At 73.5% G+C, this 15,473-nt stretch carries 11 protein-coding genes and 1 pseudogene; 7 read left to right on the top strand and 5 right to left on the bottom strand.

What is annotated here, in order from left to right; translation table 11 throughout:
- Positions 1-247: 247 nt before the first annotated feature.
- The 4 genes and pseudogenes from ABGB05_RS27740 to ABGB05_RS27725 all read left to right on the top strand — a co-directional run.
- Positions 248-1,381: pseudogene (locus tag ABGB05_RS27740) on the top strand (8-amino-7-oxononanoate synthase); the annotation flags it as partial.
- 116 nt (positions 1,382-1,497) lie between these two features.
- Complete coding sequence (gene bioD / locus ABGB05_RS27735; protein WP_347656872.1) at positions 1,498-2,202, top strand: dethiobiotin synthase; 705 nt, start codon at positions 1,498-1,500, stop codon at positions 2,200-2,202.
- 59 nt (positions 2,203-2,261) lie between these two features.
- Complete coding sequence (locus ABGB05_RS27730; protein ID WP_347656856.1) at positions 2,262-3,992, top strand: histidine kinase; 1,731 nt, start codon at positions 2,262-2,264, stop codon at positions 3,990-3,992.
- A 59-nt stretch (positions 3,993-4,051) separates the two neighbouring features.
- Positions 4,052-4,717, top strand: a complete 666-nt coding sequence (locus ABGB05_RS27725; protein WP_347656855.1) for a response regulator transcription factor — start codon at positions 4,052-4,054, stop codon at positions 4,715-4,717.
- 95 nt (positions 4,718-4,812) lie between these two features.
- On the opposite strand, the gene ABGB05_RS27720 is transcribed toward ABGB05_RS27725, so the two are convergent.
- Positions 4,813-5,679, bottom strand: coding sequence for an ABC transporter permease (locus ABGB05_RS27720; protein WP_347656854.1), 867 nt, complete (start codon positions 5,677-5,679; stop codon positions 4,813-4,815).
- Complete coding sequence (locus tag ABGB05_RS27715; RefSeq protein ID WP_347656853.1) at positions 5,676-6,629, bottom strand: ATP-binding cassette domain-containing protein; 954 nt, start codon at positions 6,627-6,629, stop codon at positions 5,676-5,678. Before ABGB05_RS27715 ends, ABGB05_RS27720 begins: the two co-directional genes overlap by 4 nt.
- Positions 6,630-6,873: 244 nt before the next feature.
- Here ABGB05_RS27715 and ABGB05_RS27710 point away from each other — a divergent pair, with 244 nt between their 5' ends.
- A complete protein-coding gene (locus ABGB05_RS27710; RefSeq protein ID WP_347656852.1) occupies positions 6,874-7,413 on the top strand; it encodes a signal peptidase II in 540 nt (179 codons plus the stop codon).
- A gap of 27 nt (positions 7,414-7,440) precedes the next feature.
- Here ABGB05_RS27710 and ABGB05_RS27705 read toward each other — a convergent pair whose 3' ends face one another.
- Entirely contained in the window at positions 7,441-8,604 is a 1,164-nt protein-coding gene (locus ABGB05_RS27705) for a cytochrome P450 (RefSeq protein WP_347656851.1), read from the bottom strand.
- Positions 8,605-8,613: 9 nt separating this feature from the next.
- Positions 8,614-9,309, bottom strand: a complete 696-nt coding sequence (locus ABGB05_RS27700) for a 50S ribosomal protein L11 methyltransferase (RefSeq protein WP_347656850.1) — start codon at positions 9,307-9,309, stop codon at positions 8,614-8,616.
- Positions 9,310-9,563: 254 nt separating this feature from the next.
- Here ABGB05_RS27700 and ABGB05_RS27695 point away from each other — a divergent pair, with 254 nt between their 5' ends.
- Positions 9,564-10,517, top strand: a complete 954-nt coding sequence (locus ABGB05_RS27695; protein WP_347656871.1) for a hypothetical protein — start codon at positions 9,564-9,566, stop codon at positions 10,515-10,517.
- 126 nt (positions 10,518-10,643) lie between these two features.
- Here ABGB05_RS27695 and ABGB05_RS27690 read toward each other — a convergent pair whose 3' ends face one another.
- On the bottom strand, positions 10,644-13,604 hold the full coding sequence (locus ABGB05_RS27690) for a M36 family metallopeptidase (protein WP_347656849.1): 2,961 nt from the start codon (positions 13,602-13,604) through the stop codon (positions 10,644-10,646).
- Between the two features lie 516 nt (positions 13,605-14,120).
- On the opposite strand from ABGB05_RS27690, the gene ABGB05_RS27685 reads away from it, so the two are divergent.
- Entirely contained in the window at positions 14,121-15,416 is a 1,296-nt protein-coding gene (locus ABGB05_RS27685) for an extracellular solute-binding protein (RefSeq protein ID WP_347656848.1), read from the top strand.
- Positions 15,417-15,473 lie beyond the last annotated feature (57 nt).

Genomic DNA, 15,473 nt, shown 5'->3' with positions numbered 1-15,473 from the left:
TGGGCGCCGACCCGAAGGACGACCCGGCGGGCGTCGCACCCGGCCACCCCGCGCGGCCCGGCGGCCCCTCCGGCCGCCGACCAGGTGGTATTTTCGCCGGTCGGGGCCGTCCACGCGGACGGCCGGGGCCGCCGACGCGGGGTGGAAGCCGCCGCCGAGGCCCCTGCGGGCCAGGGTCCGACGGTTCCGCCGAGCGTCGCCGCCCGACACCGTCGGGCCGGACGTGCACGACGTGGGGAGTGAGACGGTGTCAGGCTGGCTGGAAGGGCTGGAGCGCCGGGCCCAGCTGCGGGCCAGGGCGGGTCTGCGCCGTCGGCTGCGACCCCGCGCCGCCGACGACCGGGTCGTCGACCTCGCCGGCAACGACTACCTCGGGCTCTCCCGGGACCCCGCGGTGACAACGGCCGCGGCCGAGGCACTGACCCGGTACGGCCTGGGCGCCACCGGCTCCCGCCTGGTCCGGGGCAGCACCGGAGCCCACCAAGAGTTGGAGAACGCGCTCGCCGACTGGCTGGGCGTCGGGCAGGCACTGGTCTACTCCTCCGGCTACCTGGCCAACCTCGGTGCGGTACGCGCGCTCACCCGCCCGCGTACGCTGCTGGTCTCCGACGCGCACAACCACGCCTCGCTGATCGACGGCTGTCGCCTCTCCGGGGCCGAGACGGTCGTCACCCCGCACCTCGACGTCGACGCGGTCGCCTCGGCCCTGGCCGCCGCGCCGGGCCGGCCGGCGGTGGTGGTCACCGAGTCGGTCTTCTCCGTCGACGGCGACCTGGCGCCGCTGGCCCGGCTGCACCGGGTGACCCGGAAGCATGGCGCGGTGCTGCTGGTCGACGACGCGCACGCGCTGGGCGTACTCGGACCGGACGGGGCCGGGGCGGTCGCGGGCGCCGGACTCGCCGGCGAGCCGGACGTGGTGGTGACCGCGACCCTCTCCAAGGCGCTCGGCGGCGCCGGGGGAGTGGTCGCCGGCCCGGCCGAGCTGGTCCGGCACCTGATCGACACCGGCCGGACATTTATCTATGACACCGCGCTGCCACCGGCGGTGGCCGCCGGGGTTCTCGCCGCCACCGACCGGGCCCGCTCCGGTGCCCGGCTGCGGGCCGAGTTGGCCGACCGGGCTGCCGCCGCGGCCCGCCGGCTCGGTGCGGCCGGGCTGCCGGTCTCCACCCCGGCCGCCGGGGTGGTCTCGGTCACCGCACCCGGCCCGGAGGCGGCGGTGGCCTGGGCGGCCGACTGCCTGGAGCGCGGGGTCGCGGTCGGCTGCTTCCGGCCGCCGTCGACCCCGGACACCCGGTCGCGGCTCCGACTCACCATCAACGTCGGCGTACCGCGAGCCGACTTCGACCGGGCACTGGAGGCGATCGTGGAGTGTGCACCGGCGGGTACGACACCGTCATCGCCCATCGGGGCGGTGGTCGCGGGCGCCCAGCCGACGACGACGGCGGTGCCGGCCGGGGGAGGTCCCCGGTGACCGGCACGGGCTGGCGGGGACCGATCCTGGTCACCGGCACCGACACCGACGTGGGCAAGACCGTGGTCACCGCCGCGATCACCGCCGCGGCCCAGGCGGCCGGCCTGCGGGTGGCCGTGCTGAAACCCGGCCAGACCGGTACGGCGACCGGTGGCCCCTCGGACGTCGACACCGTCACCCGACTGGCCGCCCCGCTGACGGCCCGTACGTTGGTCAGCTATCCGGATCCGCTGGCGCCGCTGGCCGCCGCCCGGGTGGCGAGCGCGGAACCGCTCGAGCTCTACACGGTCGTCGACGAGGTACGGGCCGAGGCGGAGAAGCACGACCTGGTGCTGGTCGAGGGCGCCGGCGGTCTGCTGGTGCCGATGGGGCTGCGGCCCTCCGGCGACGCGTGGACCGTCGCCGACCTGGCGGTGGCGATCGGCGCCCCCGCCGTGGTGGTGACCCGGGCCGGCCTCGGCACCCTCAACCACACCGCGCTGACCCTGGAGGCGCTGGAGCGGCGGGCGGTACCGGCCGGAGTGGTCCTCGGTGCCTGGCCGGCCGAGCCGGAACTGGTGCACTGGGCCAACCTCACCGAGCTCGTCCCGAACATGGTCGGCGCGCTGCCCGACGGCGCCGGGACCATGGAACCGGGCGTCTTCCAGCGGTCCGCGCCGGGCTGGCTCACCCCCGCCCTGTACGGGGTGCTGGACGACTGGCGGACCTGGGCCGACGAGGTCAGTTGACTCCCGGCACCTCACTTTCGTCGGTAACGCAACCTGTCCCGGCTGGGTAACCTGGCCCGGTGCTGGCCTGGCCGAACACGATCCTCCGCCGTCGACGCGTGGCCGAGCTGCTACCGAGGCGGCCCGATCTGCCGCGGGACGTGCTGCTGTGGGCCGCGCTCTGCGCGCCGATCGGCTGGGCGCTGCTCTCTCCTCCGCCGTCCGGGTTGTCGACGGGTCTGCGGCTGGTCGGCGCGCTGCTGGTGATGGCCGTCGCGGTTCTGCTCAGCCGCCCCGCGCCGGTGCTCTCCCTGCTGGTCGTCGTACTGTCGACGCTCGCCGACGGCAACTTCGTCTTCGCGATCCCGGTGATGAGTTATCTGGTGGGTCGGCGGATGGACCGGGCCGGCCCGGCGGCATTCGCCTTCGGCGCCATCGCCCTCGGCGGCACGGTCCTGAACCTCGGGCTGCTCGGCACCGGTGCTGAGATGTGGTATCTGCTGGCCACCACCCTGGCGTTCGGCGGAGTCCTGCCCTGGCTGCTCGGACGCTACCGGCGCCAGCACCAGGCCCTGGTGCTCGCCGGCTGGGAACAGTCCGAGTTGCTGGAGCGCGAGCGTCGCGGCGACGCGGAGCGGATCCGGATGCGGGAGCGGGCCCGGATCGCCCAGGACATCCACGACTCCCTCGGACACGACCTCAGCCTGCTCGCGCTCCGCGCCGGCGCGCTGGAACTCGCGCCGGACCTCGCCGAGCGGCACCGCAGGGCAGCCGGCGAACTGCGGGCCAGCGTCACGTCGGCCACCGAGCGGCTGCGTCAGGTGATCGGCGTGCTCCGGGTGGACGCCGAGCCGGCGCCGACCCGGCCGGCGGGTGAGGGCATCGGTGAACTCGTCGAACGGTGCCGCGCCGCCGGCATGTCGGTACGGTTGCTGACCGACCGGGAACCGGCGGCCGCGCCGGATTCCATGCACCGTCCGCCGGCGGTGGCGCGGCTAACCGGCGTGCCGCCGATGGTGGACCGGACGGCGTACCGGGTGGTGCAGGAGGCGCTGACCAACGCGAACCGGCACGCGCCGGGCGCCACGGTGACCGTACGGCTCGGCGGCGCGGACCGGACGGTGGTCCGGGTGGTGAACGGGCCACCACCGGCCGGTCCGGTGTCGGGCGTCCGCAGTGGCGGGACCGGCCTGCTCGGCCTGCGCGAGTGGGTACGGATGGCCGGCGGCACCCTGCGGGCCGGTCCGGTGGCCGGCGGCTTCGAGGTGGTGGCGGAGCTGCCGCACGAGCATCTTGATGGTCGGGTGGCGGCTGCCGATCCCGGGCTCACCGGCGGGCTGGCGTTCGACGCCGACCGTCCCGATCACGGTGTGGCGGTCGACGGCCACGGCCGGGACGGAGGCGACCCGGACGATGATCCCTCTTCGCCGGAGGTCGGCCCCGTGGCGGCGTCGACCGAACGCCTGCGGCGGGCCCGGCGCCAGGTGCGGCGCAGTCTGCTGACCGCGGTCGCGGTGCCGGCGGTGATCGTTGCCGGCCTGACCCTGGCGTACTACCCGATCGCGACCACGGGAGCGGTGCTGGACTCGGCCGAGTTCGACCGGATCCGGCTCGGGCAGCAGCGTGCCGAGCTGCGCGACGACCTGCCCCGGCGGCAGGTCGCGCCGCCCGCGTACCGGGACGGGGAGAGCGAACCGGCCGGCGCCGCCTGCGAGTACTACACGGACGGGAACTTCCCGATGGGACAGGTCGTCTACCGGCTCTGTTTCCTCGACGGGCGGCTGGTGAGCAAGGACCGGGTACCCGGCTGAGCCGGGGCGCGGTGGGAGGCGCGGATGGTCCGCGCGGTGGAAATAGTTAGGGCTACGACGTGATTCCGGTGCTACTGGCCGACGACGAGATGATGATCCGGGCCGGGGTACGGGCCATCCTGGCCACCGATCCGGAGATCGAGGTGGTGGCGGAGGCGGCCGACGGGCACCAGGCGGTGGAACTGGTCCGGGCCCACCGGCCCCGGGTGGTGCTGCTGGACATCCGGATGCCTCGACTCGACGGGCTCGCGGCCGGGGCGCAGATCCGTCGACTCGCACCGGAGACTGCGGTGATCATGCTGACCACGTTCGGCGAGGACGACTACATCGCCCGGGCGCTCGGCGAGGGCATGGCCGGCTTCCTGCTCAAGTCGGGCGATCCCCGGGAGCTGATTGCCGGGGTACGGGCGGCGGCGGACGGTGGGGCGTACCTGTCGCCACAGGTCGCCCGTCGGGTCATCGAACTCGGCGGTGGACTGCTGGCCCGGGGCCCGTCCGCCCGGGAACGGATCGGGACGTTGACCGAACGGGAGTCCGACGTACTGGCCCTGGTCGGGGCGGGGCTCTCCAACGCGGAGATCGGCCGGCGGCTCTTCCTGGTGGAGGGCACCGTGAAGAGCTATCTCAGCAGCATCTTCACCAGGCTGGGGGTACGCAACCGGGTACAGGCTGCGATCATCGCGTACGAGGCCGGACTGACCGGGGACGACAACAACTCGGCCTGACATCGGTCGGGCCGCTCCGGCTGACCGCCGAAGAGTGGTGGGGAAGGGGCCCTTCCCATGCAAGGAAGCGATAACAAGGGCCCCTTCCCCACACCTCAGGCGTCGCGGCGGCGGAGCACCGTGTGCCCGGCGGCCAGGGTCGCGCCCGCCCAGGCGGCGAGCAGGAGCAGGCCGACCGCCGGCGGGTACGGGTCGGTGTCGCTGCGCAGGAAGTGCAGTCCGGCGCTGCCGGGCAGTACGTCGGCGAGGGTGTCGAGTATCGCCAGGTCGGGCAGGCGCAGCATGGTCGGTACCACCGTCAGCACCAGGAAGACCGCGACCAGGGTGCCGACCGGGCCCCGCAAGGCGGCGCCGAGGCCCAGCGTGAAGACGCTGATCAACGCCAGGTACGCCCCGACGCCGAGCGCGTCGCCGAACGCTTCCGGCGCCTCGAACCGTCCCCACTCACCGAGCACCGGTGCGGCGACCGCGGCACCGAGCACGCCGAGCAGGGTGCCGACGGCGAAGGTGACTCCGGCGACGATCGTGGTTTTGGCCAGCAGCAGGCGCCACCGGGACGGGGTCCACTGCAGGGTGTTGCGGATCATTCCGGTGCCGTACTCGCTGGTGATGACGAGCAGGGCGAGCGCGAGGACCGCGAACTGGGCCAGTTCGACGGCGTCGACCGCCATCCGGCCGATCGCGACCACGCCACGGTCGTCGACCGGTTCGGGGTTGGTGTTGCTGTTCTGCACGTAGATGGCGAGCTGGCCGGCGGTCGCGGCCATCAGTACGACGCTGGAGAGCAGACACCACCACACCGAGCGGACCGACCACAGTTTGGTCCACTCGCTGGCGATCGCGCCGGGTAGTCCGCCGCCGGAGTGCCGGGTCTCGGCGGAGCCCGGCGGGACCGGGGCGGCCGGGCGTCGGGTGGCAGGCGACGTCGGGTGGTGCGTGGTGCGGGAGGTCGGGGTAGTCATCGGGCCTCGCTCCGGGTCGGGTGGGTGGCGGTGCCGACGGGGGAGCCGGTGAACTGCAGGCTGTTGTCGGTGAGTTCGAGATATGCCTGCTCCAGGGAGGCCTCCCGAGTGCTCAGCCCGTGCAGCCGTACGCCGAGTTCGTGGGCCAGGTCGCCGACCTCGGCGACGGTCGCGCCGGTGACCACCAGTTCGTCCTCGCCGGCCGGTTCGACCGCGAGGCGCCGGGCGACCAGCCGCTCCCGGAGTCGGCCGAGCGCGGCCGGTTCCGGGAGACGTACCCGGACGGCGGTCAGTGAGCTGGCCGAGATCACATCGGCGATCGGCGCGTCGGTGATCAGCCGACCGCGGCCGATCACCACGAGCTGGTCGGCGGTGAGTTGTACCTCGCTCATCAGGTGGCTGGAGACGAAGACAGTCCGCCCCTGGGCGGCCAGCGACCGCATCAGTTCGCGGATCCAGCGCACCCCGTCCGGGTCGAGGCCGTTCACCGGCTCGTCGAAGATCAGCACGCCGGGATCGCCGAGCAGTGCGCCGGCGATGCCCAGCCGCTGACTCATCCCGAGGGAGAAGGACCCGGCCCGTCTGCCGGCGACCTCGGTCAGGCCGACTGTGGCCAGCACCTCGTCGACCCGTTCGGTGGGGATGCCGTTGCTGCGGGCCATCGCGGTCAGGTGGGCCCGGGCGCTGCGGCCCGGGTGCACGGCCCGGGAGTCGAGCAGTGCGCCGACCACCCGGAGCGGGTGCCGCAGTGCCGCGTACGGTCGGCCCTCGACCAGGGCGGTCCCGCCGTCCGGCCGGTCCAGGCCGAGGATCATGCGCATCGTGGTGGACTTGCCGGCCCCGTTCGGGCCGAGGAAGCCGGTTACCCGGCCCGGCGTGATCTCCAGGGTCAGCGCATCGACCGCGGTTGTCCGGCCGAATCGTTTGGTGAGTGCGGTTGTCGTGATCATGAGTCCTTCCGGGGCCGTTCGGTCCGTCAGCCGGAACCGGTCATCCAGGCGGGTCGACGGTAGGAATCCGGGCCGGGCCGGCACAGCGGACGATCGGGACCGGACGACCCTGACTTTCGGCAACCGGTGGGACGGTCAGCGACCGGATGTCCGGATTCGGGGGAAGCGGACCATGGGCTCCTGCCGGGCGAGGTCGTACGCTTGGGGCCGGTCCGGGGACGGTGCGGTGCTGGAGGAGCGTGTCATGCAGCAGGTCGAGGCGGATTCGTCGGTGCCGGAGGAGACGGCCACGACCGCAGGTGTCCGATGGTTTCCCCGGATCGTCACCCTGGCGTTCCTGATCATCGTGGTCGACCAGCTCACCAAGTTCTGGGCCACCTCGACGCTCTCCGGCGGCCGGTCCCGGGAGATCCTCGGCGACCTGCTCAGCCTCCGGCTGCTCTACAACCCCGGAGCGGCGTTCTCGATCGGCACCGGACACACCTGGGTCTTCGCGATCATCGCCGCGGTGGCCGTCGTCGCGATCACCCGGGCCGCCTGGCGGGTACGGTCCCGCGCCTGGGCGCTCGCCCTCGGGCTGATGCTGGGCGGCGCCACCACCCACCTGCTGGACCGGTTGTTTCGGGAGCCCGGCTTCGCCCGGGGGCACGTGGTCGACTTCATCGACTACGCCGGCTTCTTCGTCGGGAACGTCGCCGACATCTGCCTGGTGGTCGGTGGTGTGCTGATCGTCCTGCTCTACCTGCGCGGCATCGACCTGGACGGCCGACGCGGCGAGCACTGACCCACCGAACCGCCGGCCGACAACCGGTCAGCGGCGGGTGACCACAAACGCGTCAGGCATCCGGAACGAGAGGTTGTCCGGACACCAGGGGGCACGTCGTACCGTGACGTCGCCGAGCAGCGGCGCGGTCTCGGCCACCACCACCGCCGCCTCCATCCGGGACAGCTGGGCGCCGACGCAGCGGTGCGCGCCGGCCCCGAACGCCAGATGCCGCCGCGAACCCCGCTGACCGGGAACGAACTCCTCCGGGGCCGCCACCACCGCCGGGTCACGGCCGGCCCGGGCCAGCCACAGCACCAGGCTGGCCCCCGCCGGTACGGCGGTGCCGGCCAACGTGGTGTCCCGGTCCGCCACCCGACGCCAGGTGACGATCGGCGGTTCCAGCCGCAGTCCCTCCTCCACCACGTCCTCGACCCCGACCGTGCCGTCGCGCAGCCCGGCCAGCACCGCCGGCTCCCCGGTCAGCCGGTGCAGCAGCAGGGTGAGGAACTGCGAGGTGGTCTCCTGACCGGCGACCAGCAGGAAGAACAGCGCGCCGACCACCACCTCCGGCGGGTGTCCGGCGGCCCGGAGCCGGCCGACCAGTCCGTCCCCGGTCCCGGCGAACTCCCGCAGTACGGCGTGGAACCGCCCGACGGTGTCGGAGAGCACCCGTTGCCGGTCGGCGTCGACCGGGGCCCAGAACAGTTCGAGGGCGGCCCGGGTGAACTCCTTGACCGCGCCGGTCGGCGCCGCCGGCAGGTCGACGAGCCGGGCCAGGACGAGCAGTGGCAGGTCGGCCGCGAGGTCGGCGTACAGGTCGACCGACCGGCCGGCGTCGAGCGCGGCGCGCAGTCGGTCGACCCGTTCGCGTACCAGGGTGGTCAGCCAGGGGCGCAGGGCGTCGACCCGGTGCGGGTGCAGGGCGTCGGCGACGATGCCCCGGATCTCCGGATGGCTGGCCCCGCCGTTGTTGGCCAGGGTCGGCGGCAGCCGGAAGCCGTGTCCGGCGAGCACCCGGAGCGCGGTGACCGGGATCGGGGTGACCGCGTCGAGGGCGTTGTCCGGGCGGAACGTGTCGGGGTCGGCGAGCACCTGGCGGACCAGGGCGTGCCGGGTCACCACCAGATGGTCCACCCCGAGGTGGTCGGGCACGGTGACGACGTCCGGCCAGGCCTGCTCGACCGGCCCCTGCCAACTACGGAACAGCACGTCGTCACGCTAGTCAGTACGCGGATCCGGGCCGGAACGCCCCGACCCGGGGGTGGCGGGGATCAACTCCCAGACCGTGGTGTGCTTGACCCGGACGCTCTCCAGCGCCGGCGGGACCGGGATGTCGTAGCTGTCCAGCCGGTGGAACCGGGACCGGGGCAGGTACGCCCGTTCCGGGTCACCGACCAGCACCCGGGCACCGCCGTCCCGGGCGGCCCGGAGCAGGAACCGGAGCATCCGGTTGGCCATCTCCTGGCTGTAGAAGACGTCACCGGCCAGCACCACCTCGGCGTCCCCGGCGTCGCCGTCGAGGATGTCGGCGAGGCGGGTCTCCACCGTCACCCCGTTCGCCCCGGCGTTCACCTCGATCGCGGCGACCGCTGTCGGGTCGACGTCGACCGCCCGTACCCGGGTGGCGCCGGCCCGGGCGGCGGCGACCGCGACCAGACCGGAGCCGGACGCCAGGTCGAGCACCCGGCGGCCGCGGACCGTCTCGGGATGGTCGAGCAGGTACCGGGCCAGGGCCTGACCGCCGGCCCAGGCGAAGGCCCAGAACGGTGGCGGCTGCTCGCTGCGGAACTCGCCCTCGGTCAGCTCCCAGAGCCCGATCGGCTCGGCCGCCTGGTGCAGCCGGATCTCGGGTACCGCCGCGACCGGGGCGAGCCCGGCGTAGGCCCGGACGAATTCAGCGACGCTCTCCGACACAACCGCAGATTGTGCCCGGCGGGACAGCCGGGCCCGGGGCCGGGTCGGCCGGTCGCGGTCTGTTGGTAACCGGTTCACCACTGCCCGTGAAATCTGCCCCTTTGATTGCTGAAAGGTGCCTATACGCCAGTCTTCCGCCCACCCGACCGACGCCCATAACGTCGGTTCCGCACAGCTTCGTCGGTGCGCGGACCGCCCAGGCGTCCGGCGGACCGTACCGACGGGGTTCCGGTGACGACGAGGCGGTGGTGACGATGCGGCGGTGCGGTGTGGTCCGGCTCGGGCTTGTCCTGGCCGGTGCGACCGTGGGCTGGGCGCTGCTACCGGCAGTACCGGCCGGCGCGGCACCCGGCTTCCGTACCGTGCTGACCACGGTGCCGGACACGCTCGCGGCCGGCGGCGATCCCCGTACCGTCACCGCGGTCGTCTCGACGAGCCGGGACGAGGGCTGCCGCAAGGTCCGCTGGTCGCTGCTGGTCCAGGTGTCGGGCCTGCGGCTCGACCAGGTCGGGGTCGACCGGATCGAGGAGACCGGCTCCTTCCCGATGACGGTCCGGGCCGGCGGCGACACCGCCCGGCTGACCGACCGGGACCTGGATCCGGGCACCCTCTGCCGGGACCGGACCGTCACCGCCCAGTACCGGATCGCGGTCGCCGACGACGCGCCGGCGGGCCGGATCAGTCTCACCGTCGAGGCGTACGACGCGCAGGGGCGGCTGCTCGACCAGGCCGGCGCCACCCGGCAGGTGACCGGTGCCCGGGCCGAGCGCGCCCCGGCCACCCCGAAGCGGTCCACGGCGACACCCACCCCGTCCCGCTCCGCCCCGTCGACGTCGGCGGCACCGAGCACCACCGGCCCCGCCGACGACGAGACGACCCCGGCGGACGATGCCACGTCGGACGATGCCACCTCGGACGATTCCGCCGAGGATGCGGCCGGGCTGGCCGGTGCGGACACCTCCGGGGACGGGACCGGCGCCGCCGACCGGGCCGGCGCGGTGACCGGGCCGGACCGGATCGGGCCGGTCCAGGTCGGCTTCGCGGTCGGCGGTGTCCTGCTCTTCCTCGGGGTCGGGCTGCTGCTGCGGGTGCTGAGCCGGAGCCGGGAGAACGATCCGGAACCCGTGCCGCCGGCGCGGCGCGGCCGGGCCGGCTACCCGCCCCGGCCGGCGGCACGCCGCCGCGCCGCCCACCTTCCCGACTGGTGAACCGGCCACCGCCGACGCCACGCCCCGGACAGCACACCGCCGCCCGGCCCGGGCGGACGACCCGGGACGGACGGCGGTGCGGGGGACCGACGGGGCCGGCAGACGGCCGGCCACGGCTGTGCGCGGCTACCGGCCGAACACCTGGAACTCCGCGATCCGGACCTGGTTACGGGCCGGGCTGGAGGTTGCGCAGTCGGTGCTGGTCGCCGGGTCGTTGTCCTGCTCACCGGCGTACGCCGGCCCGCCGGTGCACTGGCTGGTCAGCACCTCCAGTCGCAGGTGGGTGGCGACCGTGGTCGGGATCTCGAACGACCGGAGGTTGATGTCCCGCGAGTACGCCCGGTACGCCCCACCGGGGAACGCGTCCGACCGGCTGGTGTAGACCCGGCGGTAGTTCGTGTCGTCGGTGCAGTCCCGCTTCGTCGCGTCGCAGGCCAGTACGGCGAACGAGCGCAACGCCGAGAGCGCGTTCTGCGACCCGGTGTCCGGACCGGTGGTGACCGACGGACGCAGGTAGCCGCTGACGTTCACCCGCCGGACGGTCTGCGGCCGGTCCCCGGCGAGGTCGACGGTGACCCGCCTGCCGGCCACCCCGTCCAGGGACGCCCAGTTGGTCGCCTCGGTGTCGTCGACGACCTGCGCCAGGTTGACGCCGTCCCCGGTCACCGTCGCACCGGAGGCGCCGGAGGCGAGGTTGCGGCGCAGTTCCGGCGCCACCTGCTGCGGCCGGTCGCCGTGCCAGCCCTTGCCGAGGGTGAACTCCCGGCTGAACCGGGTGTGCCCGAACCCGGGCGCCACCGCCACGAAGGAGAACTTCGTGCCGGGGACCACCTCGAAGGTGTCCGGCAGCGGGGTCGCCGGGTCGGTGTCCGCGACCGGAACCGCCCGGGCCTCGTACTCGCCGAGGTAGAGCCGGACCGGGGCGCCGGCCGCCTCGCCCGTCGGGCGCAGGGTGACGGTGACGTTGCGGCCGTACGGGGAGGCGAAGCTCGGCGTCGGGTCGGTGTCCGCCGCGCCGTTGGTCACCGCGTCGCGGCCGAGCCCGGACTCGGCGAACGCCCGCCAGATGATGTCGGCGTTGCGTCCGCCGAACCGGAGCTGGTCGGCGGCGAGCATGTTGTCCCGCATGTCGATCATGCTGACCGAGCTGGCCGCCTGGAGCAGGTACGAGTCGAAGACCAGCTGTGCCCAGCGCCGGTTGCCCGGGCACCGCTCGACCGGCACCGTCCCGTTGGCGCAGTCCAGCTGCCGGGACGGTGTGCCGAGGCCGTACCGCTTGACCAGGGCGGACCGGACCCGCCAGTTGGTCGCGCCCCAGATCTCGCCGTCGGCGTGCACCGCCGGGCCGGCCGTGTTGTAGCCGATGTCGGAGTAGTTCAGCGGGCTGCGGCTGAGGTCGTAGTTGCGGATCCCGCTGACCAGGTTGCCGGTGACGTAGCCGCCGGTGATGAACGGCGTCTCGCCGGGTGCCCGCAGGTTGTGCTGGAAGAGGTACTCGGCGCCCATCAGGTCACCCCAGGACTCGCCCATCGCGCCGCCCTGGTGGCCGCTGATCCCGCTGTCCGGGCCGGCGATCATGCGGTTGGTGACCGCGTGCATGTACTCGTGCCCGATCACCGTCATGTCGTAGTCGCCGTCCACACAGGGCGGGTACGGCCCGCCGGCGGCCGGCTGCCACAGGTACATGTTGGTGGTCGGCGGCAGCCCGTCGCGCATGGTGCCCTGGTTGGCGTTGTTCCGGTTGCCGCTGAGCGCGCCCTGCTGCGCACGACCCTGCTCGGCGTCGCCGCCGAGCCCCTGTCCGCTCAGGTTGACCGCCTGCAGGTTCCACGACGACTCGGTGAAGCCGAGGTGGTAGGTCCAGTCGTGCATCCGGTTGTGCATCGCGAACAGGTTGGCGATCGCCGCGTCCGCGTCGTTGCGGCCCGGAGACGTGAAGACCGCCGGGTCGCACTTCGACGTCCGCCACGGGTCGGTGAACGGGTAGACGTACTCCCGGGTCGCGCTGGTCGGCGCCGGGACGACCGGGCTGCCGGCGCCCCAGGAGACGACCGTGTTGGCCGCGTTGCCCCGCGAGGTGTACGTCGGTTCGCCGGTGGCCAGGTCGACGTCCCAGGCCTGCCCGCTGACCGGGTCCCGCACCGTACGCTCGCAGCCCCGTTCCCGGCTGAGGCACCAGAGCACCCGGGAGTCCTCCCGACCCGGCTTCACCCGGCTCGGCGGGGTGCCCGGGAAGACCGCCCAGTGCGGGTTGTCCGAGTCGAAGTCGACCAGGTCCTCCCGGACCAGCACGGTGCGGTGCTCGCCGTCGACGAAGGTGCTGAACGCGGTCGGGTGCGCGCTGTCGGTGGAGATCAGGGTGACCTCCCAGGCGGCCCGGGCCGGGCTGCCCGGGATCGGGACCGCAACCTGACGCGTCTCGTGCCGGGTCACCTGGTCGGCGCTGAGTCCGGCGTCGGCGAGCGCGGTCGCGTACGCCTGCTCGGCGGAGATGGTGACCGGGCCCGGCGCCCCGGTGTGCCGGGAGAGCGAGGAGCTGACGTTGACCACCGCGCCGTCGCGGACCGCGATGCTGACCAGGCCGTCAACGCCGGCGGGCAGGTCGCCGAAGCGCTGCCGCAGGGTCACCACGGCCCCGGCGCCGATCTGCCGGACCAGTAGCCGTTCCAGCCCGGCGACCGCCTCGGCGTCCAGCCCGAAGAGGTCCCGGTTGGCGGCCAGGTACTGCCGGGCCGCCGTCTCCGGGTCGCTGTCGAGCCCGTCGGCGAGGGGGCCGTCGGTGGCGGTCAGCGCGTGCGGGGTGCCGAGCGGGTTCCATCGGACCGTGCCGGGCAGCTGCTTGGCCAGCCCGCGTTGCCGGGCGTCCGGTGCGGCCGCGCCGCCCCGGTTGTCGACGTCGCGGGGGGCGTGACTGCCGCCGTACGACTCGGGGTGTTCGGCCGGGGTGACCGGGGCGGTGGCTTCGGCCGGTGCCGCGCTCGCCGAGGTGGTGGCGGGCAGCAGCGCGGCGGCGAGTACGGCCGCGGTGAACGCGGGTACGAGCCGTCGCCGGCCGCGGTTCGGTGATCTCCACCCGGATCGTGGCAAGGGGTCCTCCTTGGACTGCGGGTACGCGGAACGGGGGTGAGCGGGGCGGGACGGGTGGTGGGGCGGACCGGGGGCGTGGTGTGGGTACGGCGGAGCCGACCGGGGGAGGCCCGGCCCGGACGTGGATCATGAGCGCGTGTAGATACGTGGATATCAGCAGGTGGGGACGAAGGCAAGGAGTGATCGCGAACTGTTCCGGGACCCGGTGGCCGTCGCGGCGCGGTGACTCGGGTCGGTCCGACACCGGAAGCCCAGGTGGGGCGGGGTCCGGATCCCTTGACAACCTGCGGGTGTCCCCATACCGTCCGGACTAGTTAAATCGTTTCATCCCCCCGACTGACAGCACCGACACATACCCCACATCGCGCCCAGGTCCCCCGTCGACGTCGGAGAGTCCCCCGGCGGCTAGCGCACTCCCTGCCCGTCCCGGGTAAGCGCTTACCGGCACTCCACACGTCCCGCCGGTCCACCGAGACGACGGCCGGAAACTGGGCGCCACCGGGAAGGAGAACGTCCATGGTGCACACCCGGCGCCTGCCCCGCGCAGCGCGGGTCGCCACCCTCGCCGCCGCCGCACTGCTCGTCCTGCCGCTGGCCGCCTGCGGCGACGACGGCGGCTCGGACGGCACGGTAACCCTCGATTTCACCTGGTGGGGCAATGACGACCGGGCGAAGGTCACCGAGGCGGCCATCGACCTGTTCGAACAGAAGTACCCGAACATCAAGGTGAACACCTCGTTCGGCGCCTTCGACGCGTACTTCCAGAAGCTCTCCACCCAGATCGCCGGCGGTGACGCGCCGGACGTGCTGCAGATGGACCGCGCCTACCTGCGCGAGTACGCCGAGCGCAACGCGTTGCGCGACCTCACCGAATACGTCGAGGACGGCACCCTCGCCGTCGCCGACCTGACCCAGACCCTGCTGCCGGCCGGCAAGGTCGGCGACGCGACGTACGCCGTCCCGATCGCCCAGAACACCCAGGGTGTCGTCTACGACCCGGCGGTGCTGGAGAAGGCCGGCGTCCCCGCGCCGACCCCGACCTGGACCTGGGCCGACATGCAGGCCGCCGGGCAGAGGATCAGCCAGGCCAACGGCGGCAAGGTGGCCGGTTTCGGCGACTTCGGCTTCGCCATCGACTGGTTCGACATCTGGCTGCGCCAGCGGGACAAGGCGATCTACACCGACGACGGCAAGCTCGGTTTCACCGAGGCCGACCTGACCGCCTTCTGGACGATGACCGGCCAGATGCGCGACGCGGGCGCGCTCGCCCCGGCCGCCCTGACCACCCAACTCGACGGCTCGATCCAGAACTCGTCGCTGGTCAAGAAGGGTGTCGCCGGCGAGGTCAACTACGACTCCAGCTACACCGGACTCGTCGGGGCGTACGGCGCGCCGCTGGCCATCGCGCCGATGCCCAGCGACACCCCGAAGCGCGGCATGATCGCCTCGATGTCGATGGCGTACAGCGTGGCCCAGCGCAGCGAGCACCCGAAGGAGGCCGCGATGCTGATCGACTTCCTGGTCAACGACGTCGAGGCCGGCAAGGCGCAGGGTGTGGCCCGGGGTATGCCGGCCAACGCCAAGGTCCGGGACGCGATCGCGCCGAGCCTGACCGAGAACGACAAGAAGGTGTACGAGTTCGAGAGCTCGGTGACGAGCCTGCTGCTGCCCACCCCGCCCGCCCAGCCGAAGGGCGGCGGCGCGGTCAAGGCCGAGTTCCAGCGGGTCTACGACGAGGTCATCTTCGGCCGGATCCCGCCCGCCGAGGGTGCCAAGCGGGTCATCGCCGAGGCTGCCAGCCAGCTCGGTTGAGGTCGGTGCCCTGGCCCGTTCCGACTGCGGCCCGGCCGTGTGCGGTCGGTCGGGTCG

It is taken from the genome of Plantactinospora sp. B5E13 (assembly GCF_039871775.1).
Taxonomy (GTDB): domain Bacteria; phylum Actinomycetota; class Actinomycetes; order Mycobacteriales; family Micromonosporaceae; genus Plantactinospora.
Note: the sequence above shows the minus strand (reverse complement) of the source record. Positions and strands in the feature narration are given on the sequence as shown.